19 protein-coding genes are annotated in these 19,022 nt (G+C 42.6%); 15 read left to right on the forward strand and 4 right to left on the reverse strand.

The features are described 5' to 3' along the window. Positions 1-53 precede the first annotated feature (53 nt). From AC25CA_RS03690 to AC25CA_RS03720, 7 genes are all read left to right on the forward strand, one after another. Positions 54-950 carry a DMT family transporter gene (locus AC25CA_RS03690; protein ID WP_486815694.1) on the forward strand — a complete coding sequence of 299 codons (897 nt, stop codon included), beginning with the start codon at positions 54-56 and terminating at the stop codon, positions 948-950. 89 nt (positions 951-1,039) lie between these two features. Next, entirely contained in the window at positions 1,040-1,357 is a 318-nt protein-coding gene (locus AC25CA_RS03695) for a cupin domain-containing protein (protein ID WP_486815695.1), read from the forward strand. A gap of 165 nt (positions 1,358-1,522) precedes the next feature. Beyond that, positions 1,523-1,645, forward strand: a complete 123-nt coding sequence (locus tag AC25CA_RS03700) for a hypothetical protein (RefSeq protein ID WP_486815696.1) — start codon at positions 1,523-1,525, stop codon at positions 1,643-1,645. Positions 1,646-1,683: 38 nt separating this feature from the next. Next, positions 1,684-2,319 carry a GntR family transcriptional regulator gene (locus AC25CA_RS03705; protein WP_486815697.1) on the forward strand — a complete coding sequence of 212 codons (636 nt, stop codon included), beginning with the start codon at positions 1,684-1,686 and terminating at the stop codon, positions 2,317-2,319. Positions 2,320-2,420: 101 nt separating this feature from the next. Next, positions 2,421-3,569 carry a betaine/proline/choline family ABC transporter ATP-binding protein gene (locus AC25CA_RS03710; RefSeq protein WP_486815698.1) on the forward strand — a complete coding sequence of 383 codons (1,149 nt, stop codon included), beginning with the start codon at positions 2,421-2,423 and terminating at the stop codon, positions 3,567-3,569. After that, a complete protein-coding gene (locus tag AC25CA_RS03715; protein ID WP_486815699.1) occupies positions 3,569-4,213 on the forward strand; it encodes an ABC transporter permease in 645 nt (214 codons plus the stop codon). Before AC25CA_RS03710 ends, AC25CA_RS03715 begins: the two co-directional genes overlap by 1 nt. Further along, on the forward strand, positions 4,210-5,109 hold the full coding sequence (locus AC25CA_RS03720; protein ID WP_486815700.1) for an ABC transporter substrate-binding protein: 900 nt from the start codon (positions 4,210-4,212) through the stop codon (positions 5,107-5,109). The genes AC25CA_RS03715 and AC25CA_RS03720 overlap by 4 nt, the downstream gene beginning before the upstream one ends. A gap of 92 nt (positions 5,110-5,201) precedes the next feature. On the opposite strand, the gene AC25CA_RS03725 is transcribed toward AC25CA_RS03720, so the two are convergent. Together AC25CA_RS03725 and AC25CA_RS03730 are read right to left on the reverse strand one after the other, a co-directional pair. Next, a complete protein-coding gene (locus tag AC25CA_RS03725) occupies positions 5,202-5,465 on the reverse strand; it encodes a hypothetical protein (RefSeq protein ID WP_486815701.1) in 264 nt (87 codons plus the stop codon). Between the two features lie 13 nt (positions 5,466-5,478). Beyond that, positions 5,479-6,726 (reverse strand): DNA polymerase Y family protein, encoded by a 1,248-nt coding sequence (locus AC25CA_RS03730; protein WP_486815702.1) that lies wholly within the window; start codon positions 6,724-6,726, stop codon positions 5,479-5,481. A 272-nt stretch (positions 6,727-6,998) separates the two neighbouring features. Between AC25CA_RS03730 and AC25CA_RS03735 the strand changes: the two genes are divergently transcribed. The 7 genes from AC25CA_RS03735 (at position 6,999) to AC25CA_RS03765 (ending at position 16,528) form a co-directional block, all read left to right on the forward strand. After that, positions 6,999-8,798, forward strand: a complete 1,800-nt coding sequence (locus AC25CA_RS03735; protein WP_486815703.1) for a flavocytochrome c — start codon at positions 6,999-7,001, stop codon at positions 8,796-8,798. An 85-nt stretch (positions 8,799-8,883) separates the two neighbouring features. After that, positions 8,884-10,575, forward strand: coding sequence for a cache domain-containing sensor histidine kinase (locus AC25CA_RS03740; protein ID WP_486815704.1), 1,692 nt, complete (start codon positions 8,884-8,886; stop codon positions 10,573-10,575). After that, positions 10,572-11,309 (forward strand): response regulator transcription factor, encoded by a 738-nt coding sequence (locus AC25CA_RS03745; protein WP_486815705.1) that lies wholly within the window; start codon positions 10,572-10,574, stop codon positions 11,307-11,309. The genes AC25CA_RS03740 and AC25CA_RS03745 overlap by 4 nt, the downstream gene beginning before the upstream one ends. Before the next feature lie 196 nt (positions 11,310-11,505). Further along, positions 11,506-12,789, forward strand: coding sequence for an MFS transporter (locus AC25CA_RS03750; RefSeq protein WP_486815706.1), 1,284 nt, complete (start codon positions 11,506-11,508; stop codon positions 12,787-12,789). Positions 12,790-12,996: 207 nt separating this feature from the next. Beyond that, positions 12,997-14,283 (forward strand): MFS transporter, encoded by a 1,287-nt coding sequence (locus tag AC25CA_RS03755; protein ID WP_486815707.1) that lies wholly within the window; start codon positions 12,997-12,999, stop codon positions 14,281-14,283. Next, entirely contained in the window at positions 14,255-15,301 is a 1,047-nt protein-coding gene (locus tag AC25CA_RS03760) for an ArsR/SmtB family transcription factor (protein ID WP_486815708.1), read from the forward strand. The genes AC25CA_RS03755 and AC25CA_RS03760 overlap by 29 nt, the downstream gene beginning before the upstream one ends. A gap of 3 nt (positions 15,302-15,304) precedes the next feature. After that, positions 15,305-16,528, forward strand: coding sequence for an MDR family MFS transporter (locus tag AC25CA_RS03765; protein WP_486815709.1), 1,224 nt, complete (start codon positions 15,305-15,307; stop codon positions 16,526-16,528). A gap of 56 nt (positions 16,529-16,584) precedes the next feature. Here AC25CA_RS03765 and AC25CA_RS03770 read toward each other — a convergent pair whose 3' ends face one another. Both AC25CA_RS03770 and AC25CA_RS03775 read right to left on the reverse strand, forming a co-directional pair. Next, positions 16,585-17,598, reverse strand: coding sequence for a threonine aldolase family protein (locus tag AC25CA_RS03770; RefSeq protein ID WP_486815710.1), 1,014 nt, complete (start codon positions 17,596-17,598; stop codon positions 16,585-16,587). A 79-nt stretch (positions 17,599-17,677) separates the two neighbouring features. After that, a complete protein-coding gene (locus AC25CA_RS03775) occupies positions 17,678-18,250 on the reverse strand; it encodes a DNA-3-methyladenine glycosylase I (RefSeq protein WP_486815711.1) in 573 nt (190 codons plus the stop codon). A gap of 124 nt (positions 18,251-18,374) precedes the next feature. Between AC25CA_RS03775 and AC25CA_RS03780 the strand changes: the two genes are divergently transcribed. Then, positions 18,375-19,022, forward strand: coding sequence for a helix-turn-helix transcriptional regulator (locus AC25CA_RS03780; RefSeq protein WP_486815712.1), 648 nt, complete (start codon positions 18,375-18,377; stop codon positions 19,020-19,022).

The following is a 19,022-nucleotide window of genomic DNA, read 5'->3' on the forward strand; positions in this document are numbered from 1 at the left end:
AGTGGACTATTTAGCAAGGGAGAATTTAGAGAAAGAGTGAGGGTATTTGCGAAATGAAAGGAATAATAGCGGTAGGATTGGCATCCATTGCTTATGGTATTATGCCGGTTTTTACAAAAAATTTGATTTTACAAGGCATGCCGACGGTATCGGTTGTGTTTTACCGATTCTTGCTAGCCCATCTTGCAATCGGCATTTATTTGCTGGTTAGCAAAAAAGGATTGCATGTGACGCGGGGGCAATTGAAGGATCTTGTGGTTTTGGGTGTGGCTGGTTTTGGCCTGACGGCTTTTTTTCTGGCCAGTTCCTATGAAACCTTACCGGTAGGCTTGGCTACCATGTTTCATTTTACCTACCCAATCTTTGTTGTTTTGATGATGATGGGCGTGTTTCATGAAAAAGCTTCCGGGATGAAGTGGCTTGCTGTAATTTCGGCGGTAATTGGATTGGTATTATTGATGGATTTGAGTGGCGGTTTGTCTGTTAAAGGCATTATTTGGGCGGTATTGTCCGGAATTACCTATGCGGTATATGTCATCGGTAATCGTGAAACAAGCTTGCGAGACTTGCCGGCTCCCCAGATTCTCTTTTATGTTACCTTGGTATCGGTTGTCTTTTTTGGTGCGCAGGCGATTTTTAAGGGGCAGTTGGTGGTTCCTTCGGGGGCACGGGCTTGGGTAGATCTCTTGTTTATCTCGCAGGTATCAACGGTATTTGCTTTATTGCTGCTGACCTATGGAATTAAAACGATTGGCGCAACTAAGGCATCTATGATTAATATGCTGGAACCCGTTGTGGGGATGGTTTCCGGGATGGTGGTTTATGGAGAACGGTTAGATTTTCGTTCAGGATTGGGTTGTATGGCCATTCTTTTGGCGGTTGTCTGCATCGCTTTTGATGGTGCAACTGAGAGAAAACAGGTCTTAAAAATGAAAAAATCAATGGGCTAACGACGTAATAGTGTTACTTTAGTAACACTATTTTTTTTCTTCTTTTCGTATACTAAGGGTATTCATAAGAGAAAGGAGGAAGAATAATAATGATTGAACAAATTTTTCATTATTCTACGGGAAATGAAAAAGCCGTGGAAAAATTGATCATGGATGACAATGTTCACTATATTCATATGCTATTCAATAAAGACGAGGGATTGCCGGAACATTTTTCGAATTCCACTGTGTATATGACTGTGGTGAAGGGACGATTAACGATTCGGCTTGGTGAGCAGGAAGCACATCCTTATGAGGCGGGAACCGTATTGAAAATCCCGTATCAGACGAAGATGAATGTGGGAAATAAGGATGATGACTTATTGGAATTGATTGTTGTAAAGGCACCGGCACCAGGAAGTTTTTAATTAAAAAAATGTAGGATGGAAAAACAGAAAATGAATGAGAGTAGAGGGGATGCATGCTGACGGGTGTGCATCCCCTTTGGTAACGCAATTCGTTTTTGTTGCGCAAGAGAAAGGCCCTATATTCGTGTAAATAATCAAAGATACCTGTTTGCACTGTATGAGGGGATGGGCGGACTACCTTTGTTGATGAGTGATCGAGGTGGATTGTCTATCGTACCGAAGTCGGGCTTGAAAATGACGAAGACGATGATTCAGACAAAAAACATTTTTCTTGCTCAAGTTGATTAAAATCTGCTATTCTTAAAGTAATAAAAAAGTAGGGTGAGATGATGACAAAAACATTAAAAGTACGATATATTGCAATTGCAACCGATATTGCGAGTAAGATTGTGTCGGGAGAATATCAGGAAAAAGAGAAGATTCGAGGACGTTCCACTTTGGCGAGCCAATATGGCGTGTCGACAGAAACAATCCGGCGGGCTCTGCGCCTTCTGGAAGAAATGAAAGTGATTGAAGTATCTTCAGGTTGGGGGATTGTGATCCACAGCAAGGCGAATGCATTAGCCTTTGTTGAAAAGTTTCGAGAGAGGGAATCCATTCGCATGTTGTTGCAGGAAATGCGTAAGCTGGATGAAACGCGCCGAAATTTAGATGCTAGACAGAAGGAATTGGTCGCCAAGTTGGTCGATTATGCGGAGCGCTATCGATCAATTCAAGTGGTGCAGCCCCACGAAATTGAAATTTTACCGGGCTCTCATTTTATCGATCAAACGATTAGCGACCTTCGAATTTGGCAGAAAACCGGTGTAACGGTTGCTGCAGTCAGCACTCGCGGGCAAATGATTTTGTCGCCGGGTCCGAATTATAATTTTTGCGAAGAAGATATAATTTTTGCCGTAGGAAGCCGAGAAGCCGAAGAAAAATTAGTTGAATATATAAAACAGAAGCAACCTATTTTATAGGTTGTTTTTTTATTTTGCTAATTAACAGTGTTTTGATCGTTTTTGACAAAAAAACAACTTGTATGATAAGATTAAGTTGTTATTGAAAAATGGAGGTGCAAATGATTGAATTAAAAAATGTCGTGAAAACCTATGATCAAAAGACGATTGTAGTAGATCGACTTAATTTGACGATTGAAAAGGGACAGATCATTGTTCTAATTGGCGAGAGTGGTTGTGGAAAGACAACCAGTATGAAGATGATTAACCGATTGATTCCTATGACGGATGGAGAAATTTTGTTCGATGGAAAATCCATTATGGATTATAGCCCGGTAGAGTTGCGAAGGAAGATTGGGTATGTGATTCAGAAGGTTGGTTTACTCCCACATATTACGATTGGGGAGAATATTGAGCTGGTACCCAAGCTATTGAATTGGGACAAGAATAAGCGTCGATTGCGCGCTTTGGAATTGCTGGATTTGGTGGATTTGGATAAATCCTATTATCACCGTTACGCACATGAATTGTCCGGCGGTCAGCAACAGCGAATTGGCGTTGCTCGAGCATTGGCGACCAATCCAGATGTAATTTTGATGGATGAGCCGTTTTCTGCATTGGATCCCATGACGCGGGAACAATTGCAGCGAGAGTTGCTGAAATTGCAGGATGAGTTGGGCAAGACCATTGTGTTCGTTACCCATGATATGGATGAGGCTTTAAAAATTGGTGATAAAATTGCCGTCATGAAAGATGGAAAGATTCTGCAATTTGATACGCCGGAACGAATTTTAAAACATCCGGTTAACGACTATGTGGAAAACTTTGTGGGCAAAGATCGCTTGTGGAAATTGCCAGAGATGATGTACGCAAAAGATATTATGAATCGAAAAGTAGAAGTGATCGGCGCGCGTCGTCGCGGCTTGCAGGCTTTTGAAATTATGAAAGCGCGGGGAATTAGACGGGCGATTGTTGTGGAAAAAGAAGGAAAACAGCAGCAGGTACCATTGGGCTGGATTCATATTAATCAATTGCGCAGCCAGAAGGCGGAAGAAAAAACTTTGCAGGACTTGGTGAAGGTAGAGATTCAGGCCGTACATGAAACCGAGAATCTTCCCAATGTGTTGGCTTTAATGAAGGAAACGGAAGCCAATCGTTTGGTGGTTGTCGATGATGAGAATAAGATGGTCGGTATTGTAACGCAGTCCAGTGTTTTGGATGTATTAGCAGACCTCGTTTCTGAATATGACGAAGAGGGGGATGAGGACTGATGGATTTGATTCGTTTTATGGTGGCGCATGCCGATAAAATTTTCGGTGCGTTAATTCAGCATATGAAAATTACGGGAATCGCTGTAGCTTTTGCTATTTTGATTGGGGTTCCCATTGGAATTTGGATTTCAAAGAAACAAAATATTGCTGGTTTTGTGTTGGGCGTCGCTAATATTATGCAGACGATTCCAAGTTTGGCTTTGTTTGGTTTGATTATCCCGATCATGGGAATTGGATTTAAGCCCTCGGTATTTGTTTTGTTATTGTATGCATTAATGCCAATTATCAAAAATACTTATATCGGAATTACAACGGTAGATCCAGCTGTGATTGAGGCAGGCCGTGGAATGGGCATGACAAGAATGCAAATTTTGAAAATGATTGAAGTGCCGTTATCGCTACCTATGATTATGGGAGGAATTCGGATTTCGACTGTTATTAATATTGGTACAGCGACGATTGCGGCTTTGATTGGTGCTGGTGGTCTTGGTACTTTTATTTTCCAGGGGATTTCAATGGCAGATAATATGATGGTACTTAGCGGTGCAATTCCAACGGCCTTATTGGCGTTGCTTATGGATGCGCTATTGAATTTTGTTGAATTAAAATTGACACCAACGGCTCTTAAGGGGGAAAATAAATGAAAAAAAGAATGATGATGATCTTGTTTTTAGCGGTGGTATTGGTCTTGACAGCTTGTTCCGGTGGAACGGATGCGGATACCAAAGTGATCAAGGTGGGAACGAAAAACTATACGGAAGCTCGAATTTTAGGCGAAGTTTTTGCGCAATTAATTGAAGCAAATACGGACTATGCGACTGAACTCATAGAATTTGGTGGTACGAGCATTGTTTTCGAGGCTTTAAAGGCACGTGAAGTCGATGTTTATCCAGAATATACAGGGACGGCCTATGGGGCGATTCTTGCTCAAAATGAACTAAAAGACCCACAAGCGGTATATGATTATGTCGTGAAGGAATACAAAGAGCAATTTGATGTCGAGTGGTTACCGGATTTGGGATATAACAATACCTATACATTCGCTGTTCGAAAAGAAATTGCTGATCAGTATAATATTAAAACGGTTCCAGAGATGATTGAGGTTGCCGATCAATTACGATTCGCTGCAACGGTTGAATTCTTAGCGCGGGAGGATGGACTTCCGGGTGTGAAAAAGCACTATAAAGATTTTAAATTTAAGGAAGAAGTGGGTATTGATCCCGGACTTCGCTATGAGTCGATAAAATCAGCGCAGACGGATATTATTGATGCGTTTTCAACGGATGGAAAAATTCTTGAATATGAGTTGACAATCATGGAAGACACCAAAAACTTCTTTCCACCATATTATGTGGCGCCAATTATGAACGGGGAAAGTTATCTGGCGTATCCAGAAGTGGTAGCTGAATTGGAAAAGTTGGATCAGATTATGGACGAGGCTGCTATGCAACAATTGAACTATAATGTTGATGTGGAAAAGACGCCAATTAAAGATGTTGCTCATGAGTTTTTGGTGAATGCGGGATTGATTTCAGAATAAAGAAAAGATGCCGGAATGTTTTAATTGGCTATGCCAAGTAAATAAAAAAATAGTAAAGAAGAAGGATGCATGCCGATGGGCACGCATCCTTTTTACATTTTATAGAGTAGCCAACGACATTCGCGGATCAGGTATTTGAGTTCGTAGAGTTGCAGTTGGTTGTCTATTTCGCTTTCGCAGCGAAAAACAAAGGAGTCGATGCCGGCGAGGCGTTCCTTTCGCACCTCTTGGACACGGTGGACTTGCACAACTTGATAGGATTCATCGGGTTGTTGGATTCGGAAACGAAGCGGTCGCGGTTGGTTCTTTGTGGGGAACCAAGCGATCATTTCGATGGGTTTGGAAATAATACGCATGGATTCCTCCTTTCTATAAGAGACTGGTCATAATTGGGTAGTCATCGTTTTCGGCGACACCGCCCTGGATGGATTTGATTCCACTGTGGGGGAAACAACCGCGGACTAGAATTTTTTCTCCGTAGCGTTTTCGGAGTTTGTCCATGGTTGCATCAAGGACAGCGTCCTTTTGACGATCGTATGAATCAAAAAGAGAGAGTTGTTCAAAGGGCAGATCCGTAAGGTCAGAAATCCGAAGGCCAAGGTGGCGAATGGGAATGCCGGTCCAAGCCTCGTCAAATAGAGATTCAACGACTTCATAGAGGGCGCGGGTGGATTGACAAGGGTGGGCCAACCGGCGTTGATGGCTGATGCGCTCCAAGCGGAAACTTTTGATAGAGATGGCCACCACCTGCCCGAATGCTTTCTTTTTTCGCATGCGAAGAGCGACCTTTTCCGTAAGGGATAAGAGGACCAAAAGGGCTTCCTTTCGGTCTGTTACATCGAAGGATATAGTGGTGCTGTTTCCGACTCCCTTTTGCTTTGGAAAATTAGATTCGCGTACCATGCTGTCGTCGATGCCGTTGGCGTATTGCCAAAGCAGGGTGCCGTAGCTCTTGAAGTGAAGTCGCAGAAAGGCGGGCTCGCTATTTGCCAATTGGCCGATGGTTTGAATATTGAGGCGTCTGAGTTTTTTTCTTGTGGCGCGGCCAACCATAAAGAGATCCCCCACAGGCAGAGGCCACATTTTTTCCATGATCTCGGCGGGGAAAAGGGTATGGACTTGATCGGGCTTTTGCAGCTCACCACCCATTTTAGCCAATAATTTATTGGATGAAATGCCGATATTGACGGTGAAACCCAGCTCCTCCTTGATGCGGTTGCGGATGGTGTGAGCCGTTTCTTCAGGGTCTCCAAAGAGGCGCTGTGATGCAGTGTAGTCCAAAAAGCATTCATCCACGGAATAACGCTGCACCTGGGGGGAATAGTCCAACAGCAGCTCGTACATGGCTTGGCTGCATTGGGCGAATAAGTGATAATTGGGTGGAATCACCAAGAGACCGGGACATTTGAGTCTAGCTTCCATCAGGGATTCTCCTGTAATAATGCCTTGTTTTTTTGCAGGAATGGATTTGGCCAATACAATGCCGTGGCGTTTGGCCTGATCGCCGCCGATAATGGCGGGAAGGGTGCGCAGATCGCGGGAACTGCCGTTTTCAAGTTCATAGACTGCCTGCCAGCTGAGGTAGGCGGAGTTTACATCAATATGAAAGATAATCATGGTTTCACCTTCTCTTTTCACCTTTAGGATAACACGAACATACGTTCTAGTCAAATCTCAAGGATGGGCATCCTGTAAAGTGTAAAGGTAACTTCTAGATGGGGGACTTTAGTTGTGCATTTATCACACTTCAAAGAAATGGTAGAAGTTACCTTTTCATTTAGCGTCCTGCAAAAAAGTGCAAAGTTTGGAAAATCAGTCTAAAGATTCTTTTGTCTGTGGGCGCTATAATCAATGGTGATTGTGAAAACTATAACAACGGAGGAGAAAATATGAAACGATTTCTAGCAATGATGCTTGTTGTTTTGATGGTAGTTTCTTTGGCGGGATGTGCAAGTGCATCGACAGCGACAGAAGAAGCAAAGACAACGGAACTAACAACAGATGCAGTTGGTGTAAGTGGTATATTTGAAGGAACAGGTCAAGGAAAAGACGGTGTAATTCGTGTTAACCTGACTCTGGAGAAAAATGTAATTACTGGAATTGAGATTACAGAAAGTCATGAAACTGAAGGTCTTTCAGAAGCTCCAATGCAAGAAGTCATTAATCAAGTCTTGGCGAAGAATAACTTGACGATCGACGAAGTGAGTGGTGCCTCTTATTCGACAAATGGTCTATTAGAAGCCATTGAGAGCGCTTTGGGCGCAGCAGGTGTGACAGTAGCGGATTTGGTTGCTGTAGCAGCAGCGGAAGAAGATCAAACGCCATTGGAGTATCGTGTTGATGTCGTTGTTGTGGGTGCTGGCGGTGCCGGCATGACGGCAGCGATTACGGCAAAAGAAGCGGGAACAGATGTTGTCGTTTTGGAAAAAATGAGTTTTGTTGGTGGTAACACCTTAGTGTCTGGTGGAGAATTAAATGTGCCGGGCAGCTGGGTTCAGGAAAACAAGGGTGTTGAGGATTCGGTTGAGCAATATACAGCTGATACACTAAAAGGCGGAGACAATCAAGCAAATCCTGAATTGGTTGCCGTATTAGCGGAAAATGCTTTGGCGGGTGCTGAATGGTTGCGCGATGAAATTAAGGTCAACTATCAGTCGGATTATTTGATGCAGTTTGGCGGTCATTCTGTACCGCGTGCGATCTTCCCGGAAGGTGGATCGGGCTATGAAATGATTAGCAAGCTGAAAGTGAAGGCGGATGAATTGGGAATTCCTTTCCATATGAATACGCGAGCGACAAGGCTTTTGACAGATGAGAGCGGTCGAGTGATTGGTGTGGAAGCAACAAAGGGTGATCAAACATTGACCTTCCTTGCTGAGAATGGTGTCGTGTTGGCAACCGGTGGATTTGGATCTAATGTAGAAATGCGCATGGCCTATAATGCGGAGTATGATGAGCGTTATAATACAACGGATCAAGAAGGAACTACTGGAGATGGCATTGCCATGGCGGAAGCTGTTGGTGCTGATTTGGTTGATATGGAGTTCATCCAAACCTACCCGGCTTGTAGTACAACCACTGGAATTCTTTCATATGTTGCAGATACTCGTTTTGATGGTGCCTTGCTGTTTAACAAGGAAGGCGATCGTTTTGTTGGTGAGTTGGATCGACGTGATGTGATTTCAAAAGGGATTTTGGCGCAAACAGACAGCGTAGGCTATCTAGTGTGGGACAATCAAGTGACAGAAGCAAGTCATATGGAAAATTTCCAAAAGGAGTATGATGAGCTAGTAAAAAATGGCGAATTATACAAAGCGGATAGCGTGGAAGAATTGGCCAATCATTTTGGTCTAAACCTTTCAGTTATGCAAGCGGTGTTGGATCAATACAACGAGGACATAAAGACAAGTGGAGAAGATTCTGTTTGGAATCGCCGCGGTTTAAAATTTGCAATTGAAGAAGCGCCATTCTACATTCAAAAAGTAGCACCTTCTGTTCATCATACCATGGGTGGAATTGTGATTAATACACAAGCTCAGGTTATGACTGCTGAAGGACAAGCTGTTGAAGGCTTATATGCAGCTGGAGAAGTGACCGGTGGCATTCATGGTAAAAATCGATTGGGTGGAAATGCAATTACAGACCTGACGGTATTTGGCCGAATCGCTGGTCAAGAGGTGGCAAGGTAGAAAGAAAAGGGTTGCGCAAATGCGCAGCCTTTTTTTTTGATGAAATTCCTGTATAATAGCAGAGGAAGAAAACTAGGAGGCGGATATGGGCTCTTTTCGGAATCGAATTGTATGGATTGTGGTGATTGCCTTGGGCGTCACCTTGACGAGCTTTCTGGCAGTGACGCGGCAGGAAGTGAATAGACAAAATATGGAAATGACAAGAAGTTTGACGGAACAAATCATTGAAGCAAAATCCGCGCAGATCAGCGGATGGATGGAACAGAGAATAGCAGAGGTTCAGGTACTGACAGAGAGCGAATTGCTTCGGTCTATGGATATGTCTAGAATCAAACCCTATATGCGTGCCTTTGATGCACAACATGATGAAGCCTTTGAATCCTTTGGCATTTGCGATGAAGCAGGCATGATGTGGATTTCTGATGATACGATGATTGATATTGGCGATCGGGAATATTTTCAACGCATTCAAGAAACTGGAGCCGATTTTGTGATCAGTGATCCGATTATTTCAAAATCAAATGAAGAGCCGATTGTCATTATTCATCATCGAATATTTGGTGAAAATGACGAAACCTTGGGGCATGTAAATGCAGCAATCCGATTGTCAAAGCTCTCGGAATTAGCCAGCGAGGTTGTTGTGGAGGATGGGCAAGGCTGGCTGGTAGATGGTAGCGGTCATATTTTCACACCGACCCAAGCTGGTTATGAGGTAACCGACTTGGAAGCCTTTCAAACATTAGGATCCTTCGTGGTTGGGAATCAACAGGGAGTTCGAGTCCAAGGCCAGGATGGCCAGGAAGGTCGTTTGTTTTTGGCCCCGTTGAAGAGTGTGCCGGGTTGGCAGATGGGCATTGTGATTTCTGAGGAAGCCATGGCCGCGCCAACGCAGAAACTAATTACATCGCTAATGGGTCTTGGCGGTGGGATTTTATTGATTGCAGCTCTTTTGGTAGGTATGATTATCAGTGGAATTTTTCGCCCTATGAATCGCTTGATGATTTTAATGGAACAAGCTGGTTCTGGGGATCTTTTTGTCCGATTTGAAGAGAAGCGTAAAGATGAAATTGGCCAGCTGGGAGAACGGTTTAACTGGTTGCTGGAACAAATTCAAAGCCTGGTCATACAGGTGAAAAAGAAGGAAAAAGAAAAACAACGGGCTGAAATGACAGCATTGCAAGCACAAATTCACCCCCATTTTCTCTATAACACCTTGGATACGATTCAGTGGAAGGCATTGGAGTACGGCGCTGATGAGGCAGCCGATATGATTCAGGCCTTGTCGAAATTTTTTCGTTATTCTTTGAATCAAGGGAAAGAATGGACAAGCCTTGAAAATGAAGTTCAGCAAATTCGAAACTACCTATTTATTCAAAAAATCCGTTATGAGGAACGGTTGCACTTTGAGATTGATTGCCGTGCTGATATGAATTGGGAGATTCCAAAATTGATTTTACAACCGCTAGTGGAAAATGCGATTTATCATGGCATTAAGCCTAAAGCGGAGGGCGGCTTAATTCGAATCGAGATTCGTGAGGAATCGATGCGGCTAGAGATAGCAATTTGTGATACCGGGATTGGTATGGATCCAGCGGCACTTAGAAAATTGCGAAAGAGTGTAGAAGGAGACGGCGAATCTTTAGGGGTTGGTATGATGAATGTGCAACGAAGGCTGCAGCTAGTTTATGGAAGAGCCTATGGTATTACACGGATCCTTTCGGGAAATGGAGGGACACGAATTGAACTTCGAATTCCAAAGCGGGGAGGAAAAGCATGAAAATATTAATTGCTGACGACGAGTCAACGATTCGAAATGGATTGGCTGGATTGATTGGTAAGTGGTTTCCAAATTGGGAGATTGTTGGATTAGCAGAAAATGGAAAGCGAGCCTTACGAATTGCCAGCCAAGAGAAACCGCAAATTGCGCTTGTTGATATTAATATGCCGGAAATGAATGGTTTAGAGATGATTGAAAAACTTCGTTCGATTCTGCCAAATACCCTGGTTGTGATTTTGTCGGGCTATGATCAATTTGATTATGCGCAGCAGGGGATTCGTTTGGGTGTGTTGGATTATTTACTCAAGCCGGTTGACCGCGAAGAACTATTTATGGTCTTGCGGGATGCGGGAGAAAGACTGGCAAAAAGCACAATTGAAGGTGTGGAGGAAATAAGTGACGAGCTGAATCTTGCGCAGCAAGCACGGGCCTTGTTGGAGGGCAGTTTTACGGATTCTGAAACGACCCTCAATGGAATAGCAGCTTCATTGCATGTGAGCGCATCTTCTTTAACTCGAAGCATGCAAAAGGAATTTGGCATGAGTTTTGGGGAATATATTACGTCCCTTCGAATTGAAAAAGCTTGTTTGCTTTTGATGAGTACAGAACAAAAAATGTATGAGGTTGCTGAGAATTGTGGATATGGAAGTCAGCATTATTTTAGCCGGGTATTTCGGAAACAACGAGGAGAAACGCCACAGGCCTATAGAAAGAGTAATAAAAAGAAAGAGTGATTTTATCACTCTTTCTTTTTATTACAAAGTTATTTCTAAATAGCTTAAAATAATTCCAAATTAGTGAAAACTATTGCAATTAAGTAATATATCCCTTATAATTTTAATGTTACCGTTTAAAAGAATTATATAAAAAAGAAATTGATCGAGAGATCGGGTTGTTTTTTAAACATATTATAAATCGGAGATGATATGGTTGAGAAGATTAGAAAAAAGAAATATGTTTTTCTATCTTTCAGGGAAGCTGGTTTCCCTGCTAGGCACAAAAATGTTTACTTTTGCAATGGGACTGTATATTCTACGCATCACGGGATCGGGGATGAGTTTTGCTTTTTCCTTGCTGCTGAGCATGGTGCCAAGTTTGATTTTTGGACCAATTGCAGGTTCTTTTGCCGATCGATTTGATCGCAAAAAAATTGTTGTTTGGATGGATGCATTAAGCGGTGTTTCCATGTTGGCTGCACTTTGGTTTGCCAACACCCAGGGACTGAGCGTTTCTATTATTTATATTGCGATCGTCTTGTTAAATGCGTTGAATATTTTCTTTGATGTTACATTTGAGGCTTCTTTGCCAAATTTGGTGGAACGAAAGAATCTTGGATTTATGCAATCCTACAGCCATTCCATTCGAAATTTTACAGATATTTTGGGACCGGTTTTAGGCGGTCTGGTTTATTCTTGGGTGGATCCCAAGACCTTTATGTTGATCAATGGGATTTCATTTTTATTGTCTGCAGCGAGTGAGACCTTTATTTCCTTTGAATTTAATCGAGATGAGACTGCAAAGGACAATCAAGCACCATTAAGCTTCTCTTCTGTATTCAATGATCTAAAAGAGGGGTACGAGTACTTCTCAGAGAAGAAGGAAATTTTGAGCCTGTATAAGCACGTCATGATCTACAATTTCTTCTTTACCGCATGGGATGTACTGATGCCGTTGATTTTGGTTGCAACTTTGCGTGTTAGTGATCATTCTTACGGAATGGTTCAGGGAAGTTTTTTTGTAGGGGCTCTGGTTTTCAGTTTGATTGGTGCAAAAAGGATGGGTGCTTTTCAAATTCGTCGATTTACGGGTCAGATGCTCTTGATTGCCTGTATGATTTTGTTGTATGCGTTGCCAGTTTTGCCGCATCCGTTTCCGTTTTTTGTTAATCACGTGGTCCCCATCTATATTGGTTTGGGCTTTGTTGTTGGCGGCGTATTAATGATGATTAATATTCCAATGATGGTGATGATTCAAATGGGAACCGAAGATCGCTATCGGGGACGTGTGATGGGATTTTGTGCGACAATTTCAAGGGTGATCAGTCCATTGGGACTTTTGATTCATGGAATTTTATCGGATCGTGTTGCGCCTTATCTTTTAATGATTTATGGTGGAGTGGCCATGTTGTTTGTTGCGATTATGTTTTATCGAAGTTCAATGAAGCAAAATTATTATGCCTCGATTCCACAAGAGAAAGAAGTTAAGACCTCGTAAGAGGTCTTTTTATATGGGGAAATGTAATGAATTTAGCTGGCCAAGCCAATTAATGCTTTTCATGAGGAAGAGGTAGAAATGATCTTTTAGTTAGATCATTGTCTAACTAAAATAAATTTAGAAGAACACTTGACATATATGAGTTCGATGATATACTGAATATGTTAGAGAAACTTCTAACTAAAACCAGTTAGATGGGAGAAAAGTATGAGCCAGGATCAAAGAAAAGAAAGAAGCAATGTCGTATTATTTTTATCAGGTAAATTTGTTTCGCTTTTAGGGTCACAAATGTATGGATTTGCAATGGGACTTTACATATTACGGATGACAGGATCCGGGATGAGCTTTGCCATTAACATCCTGCTTTCTACAATCCCAGCATTGATCTTTTCTCCTCTTGCGGGATCCCTTGCCGATCGGAAAAATCGAAAAAAGATTGTTGTGGGTGCGGATCTTTTAAGCGGTGTGATTATGCTGATCGTTTTTACAATAACGATGAACGTGGGGCTTAAGGTTGGTCTTGTTTATCTCTCTACCTTTCTTTTGCGCAGTGTCAGTATCTTTTTTAATGTGACTTTTGATGCGGCAATGCCAAATTTGGTTCGAAAGGAAAAAATCGGCCAGATTCAATCGCTTTCTCAAGCGGCGACACAGGGAACCAGTATTTTAGGACCGGTTTTCGGGGCCATGCTTTATGCGATTATCTCACCGCAACTCTTCTTGTTGGCCAATGGAATCTCTTTTGTATGTTCGGGAATTTCAGAAATGTTTATTGATTTTTACTGGCGCGTTGCTCCGGCAGAAGCAAAAAGTGAGGAAGATCATGGATATTTTGCTTCCATCAAAGAAGGCTATTCATATATGGCCAAGAATCCCATGATGAAGGCGATGATTCGAAATATCATTGGGATCAACTTTTTCTTTTCGGTGATTGGGATTATGATTCCAGTGGTTTTGGTGCGAGACCTGCAGCTTTCCAGTCAACAATTTGGCATTACAGAGGCCTTGTTCTCCATTGGTGCTTTGATATGGTCGATCAAATTGAGTCAGCAAGCCGATGAGGATGTTACCCTGTTGGGATATTCAAAAAAAATGATTTGGCTGCCACTTTTGACATTGGCCATGGGATTTGCTGTGATTCCCGGCATTGGCATTCTACAGACGATTCCACCGGTTGTCTATTATGGAATTCTTGCTTTCACCATGGGGGCATGCCTCATGGCAGTTAATATTCCAATGATGGTGTATATTCAAAAGAATACGGAAGATGAGAATCGAGGGCGTGTCATGGGATTTTTAAATATGATTGCCATGCTGATTTCACCGCTGGGCTATTTGCTTCACGGGTATTTGTCGGATGTGCTTCCAAGTTATATACTGTTTGTATATGCAGGCCTTGCGACCCTCGTTTTGGTGGGCGATCTGTATCGATCCGGTATACGACTTGAAAGGGGAAGCGTGACTTATGAAGCAAAAATTGAAACTGAAATCTAGTCTTGTAATTGAATACTTATACTTGCTGACACGCATCAGCAATAAGGATCTCTTTCAGAATCATCCAATTATCCAGCATTATCGACAAGATTCTGAGGTGAAAGAAACCATTGAAGAAATACGAAAGGAAATCAGTCCTTTTTTAAAAAGAGACCTTGATTATTTTGTGTTGAACTTTACGGGAACCGTGTCTATTCCATTGATCTTGTCCCTAGAGAATGGGTATGATTCGCCCATTGAAATGATCGATGCGATTGAAGCTATGGACGCTCAATCGTGGCTGCAATATTATTTCACCTTGAATGATCAGCAAGTGATTTTGGCAGAGTGTACGGATCAGGAGCTTCGGACCATTATCGAAGAACAAATTAAGCCCAGTTGGGATTTTCCCAACCGTGACGAAGAAATGGTGATTGAGCTACGAAAGTATGCTGAAGAATCAAAGGGACAAATTGTTCAACTTTATCGCAATTTTTATCAAAAGCATTTTAAAAAAAGAGAAGCGATGTTGCAAAATAAGTTGAAGAAGATTTTAGAGATCCATCAACGATTTTTAGAAGATCACCCCAAGGAATTTATGGAAGAGATTCTTTGGATGAAAGAAGAGTACTATGATCAAAGTGAGGATATTGAATTCACTGTGACCTGGATTGGAGAACTCTCTCATAGTGTTAGCATTGATAAAAACAAGATTATGGGGGTCTATGGCTTTGGATATCTACAGCGGTTTGATAAAGAATTTATAAAAATGCAGACAATGAAGTTATTTAAAGTGCTATCTGATGAACGTCGATTGGAGATTCTGCGCATGGTAGGGAAGAAACCGCGTTATGCTACAGAATTGGCCAAAGAATTGGCTTTGACCAAGGCGACGGTTTCTTATCATATGAATTTGATTATTGAGCAGGGATTGGTAACGATCCGAGTGGAACAAAATCGTGTATATTATGATTTGAATACCGAAAGGTTGAACAAGCAATTATTGGATGTCATTAAGGATTTGGCAGGAGAGGAATAAGAAATGAATGCATTGAAACAATACAGGGGGTTGCCGAAACCAATCTATTGGATTTTTCTTGCTCGCTTGGTCAGTGCTATGGGTGCCTTTGTGCACCCATTTTTGGCGATTTATTTGACAGAGACCTTGGGGTATTCGACGGCGCAAGCGGGGCTTTATGTTACCTACTCTGTGGCGGCTTACGTGCCCGGTTCTATCATTGGCGGAAGGCTGGTTGATCAATTGGGCAGGAAACGGGTTTTGCTGATTTTTCAAGCCCTGGCAGCTTTTTGTTATTTGGCGGTAGTGGTTTTCCCCAACCCCAATTGGATTCCCTGGTTTCTAATTGCATCCGGTTTTTTCAATAGTGTGGCACAACCTGCTCATGGAGCGATTACGGCAGATTTGACAACACCAAAAAATCGACAACAGGCTTTTTCCTTTCTTTATTTGGGCATGAATATCGGCTTTGCAGTGGGACCTTTAATTGCGGGATTTCTATTTAATCGTTTTTTGATGTGGATATTTATTGGGGATGCGGCGACAACCTTGGTCGCCTTGGTCTTTATTGCTAGGGGCGTGCCCGAGACCATGCCGATGGCGGAAACTGAGGAAATGGATAGTGAACGAACCGCAGAACAGCGTGAAGAGGGTTCTTTGTTGCGGGTCCTTTTTCGGCGACCAACGCTTCTGGTATTCTCTTTGATATTGACCGTTATTTCTTTTGTAGTGGTGCAGATGCATTTCACCGTTCCCCTGCAAGTGAATGATTGGTTTGGTCCAGAGCGTGGGAAGGCGTATTTTGGCATGCTGATGTCGGTCAATGGATTGGCGGTGATTGTTTTCACACCATTTTTGGTTCATTGGACCAAAAAGAATTCTTCGATTTTCAATGTGGCTTTATCGAATTTGTTCTATTTGCTTGCGGTATTTATGTTGGGCATCCGTGGACCCTTGCCCTGGTATTTTTTGATGATGCTAGTTTGGACGGCGGGGGAAGTCTTGCAAGTGACCAACTACAGTGTGTATTTGGCCAATCATACCCCGGAAAATTATCGAGGACGATTCAATTCCATCATTAACATCATTCAAGGAACTGGTTATGGGGTGGGGCCGCTGATCATGGGTGAATATTTGGAAACCCATACCACTTGGAAAATTTGGCCGTGGATTCAGCTATTAACTTTGGGCGCAACCCTTGCTGTTATGGGATTGTTTCTTTGGGAGAGAAGAGTAAGGAAGAGATAAGAAAACCACTTGATCTGGGACAATGAATTTTCCCAAATCAAGTGGTTTTTGTTATTCTAATCAATTGCTGCAAGGAAAGAATCAACGGATTCTTGTGGGGTTGCCCAAGAGGTAACAAGCCGAATGGCGATTTGATCACCAACGGGCTCCCACTCATAGAAGGCGAAGTCCTTTTGTAAAATTTGAATTTGTTCCTTTGTTACAATCGGAAAGACTTGATTCGTTGGGGAATCAACAAAAAATGTCAGTCCTTTGCTCCGCAAGCCATCGGTGAGACGGTCAGCCATTTTTTTTGCGTGGCGTGCCAAATCGAAATACAAATCATCCGTAAAGAGAGCTTCAAATTGAATACCCAAAATCCGGCCCTTTGCCATTAGCGCACCGCGTTGTTTAATTAGATAGCGGAAGTCTTCCTTCAGGGATTCATTGCGAATGATGATGGCTTCTCCCAAAAGGGCGCCGTTTTTGGTCGCGCCGATGGTAAAGGCATCTGCTACTTGGCAGTGAAGCGCAAGGCTCAATTCTGCTTCTTTGACAACGATGGCGGCACCAATGCGGGCACCGTCAATATACAAAAGAAGATTGTTGCGGTCACAGGCTTGGCGAATGTCTAATAATTCATTTCGGTTATAGATTGTACCCACTTCGGTAGAGTTGGAGATATAAACGAGTCGCGGTTGGACGGAATGCTCATCCTTGTGCCAATCAACCACTTCTTGGATCTGTGCGGGTCGGATTTTTCCGTCTCCGCAAGGAACGGTAATAATCTTGTGTCCGGTGGCTTCAATAGCGCCAGTTTCATGGGTGGCGATGTGTCCGGATTCAACCGCGATACAAGCCTCGTGGGGGCGTAAAAAGGAAGCAATGGCTGTTAAGTTGGCTTGGGTGCCACCCGGAAGCAGATGGACATCAACGTCTTGATTTTCAACGGCTTTTCGAATTTTTTGGATGGCGGTTGCTGTATGCGAATCCAGTCCGTAACCGGGTTCTTGTTCCAGGTTTGATTGGATTAAGGCTTGTAGAATGCTTTCGTGGGCGCCTTCGCTATAATCGTTGGTAAAATAATACATGGAAATCCTCCTTGTGGCTCTAATTATTTATGAGTATAGAGTTTTTTGGATAAAAATGCAAGGCATCAAAGAGGTTTGATCATGCGTGTTGATCCAGAATCTCTTGTCTGCGGAAGCAGGAAAGCAAATGATCGTTGACCACGCCTACAGCTTGCAGATGAGCGTACATAATGGTTGGTCCTAAAAATTTGAAGCCCCTCTTTTTTAAATCCTTGCTGATTTTTTCAGATAGGGGTGTTTTTGCTGGAAGCTCATCGATTGTTTTGAAAGAATTGACAATGGGTTTTCCATCAACAAATTTCCAGAGATAGGCATCGAAGGAGCCGAACTCTTCTTGAATTTGAAGGAAGAGCTTGGCATTATTGATTGATGCTTTGATCTTGAGGCGATTTCGTACAATGCCGGCATTCTGCAGCAGGATCGCTTGATCTTCTTCGCTAAAAGCAGCAACAGACTTGGCATCAAAATTTTTGTAAGCGATTCGATAGTTTTCTCTCTTTTTTAAAATGGTGATCCAACTCAATCCTGCTTGCGCAGATTCCAAGACGAGAAATTCAAAATGAATCTGATCATCATGTACGGGTACGCCCCATTCTTTATCATGGTAGTGAACGTACAAAGGGTCGGTTCCACACCAGTCGCATCGATTCATGGCGGCCTCCTTTTTCTTTTTATTATATCGGTAGAAAAGCTTGCAAGCAACTTACTAAAACTTTTTAAGCTTTATTGATTTATTTTAATACGTATGATATAAATAAATACAGAGGAGGGATTGTATGGAATCGATTCATCCAATTTTACAGAGTTATTTGCCTGTGGTTCAAGCCATGGGTGCAGCTATGGGAAGACAATGTGAAGTCGTCTTGCATCAAATGACAAAAGAAATTTCGACTGTAATCGCCATTGCTAATGGTCAAGTAACCGGTCGAAAAGTGGGATCGCCAGCCACCGATTTATTGGTCGAAATTGCCGAGACCTTGGAATCCGGTGAAATGGGGGACGAGATGATGTTGAATTATCGGAGCGAAACCCCAGAAGGACGAATATTGAAGTCCTCAACGGTTTTGATTCGAGATGGAGAGCAGGTTGTAGGAGCCCTTTGCATCAATCAAGACATTACCGATGATCTGGCATATTTGGCAAAATTGAAAGCATTGACGGTTACCGAGGAGAAGAAAAAAGAAACCCATCTCTCTGATGCAGAATCCTTTATGGAGAGCATGATTGATCGTGCCATCGCTAAAAGCGAAAAGCCCTTGCCTTATTGGGAAAAGGAAGATCGCTTGAAAGTGGTAGCGGAGTTGGAAAAACGCAATGTATTTTCGATTCGCGGTGCTGTGAGTGTATTGGCAGCCAAGATTAAGGTATCTAAGTTTTCAATTTATAACTATATAGAAGAAGTTCGAACAAACAAGGAGGAGTAA

Source organism: Gottschalkiaceae bacterium SANA (assembly GCA_036323355.1).
Classification (GTDB): Bacteria; Bacillota; Clostridia; order Tissierellales; family GPF-1; genus GPF-1.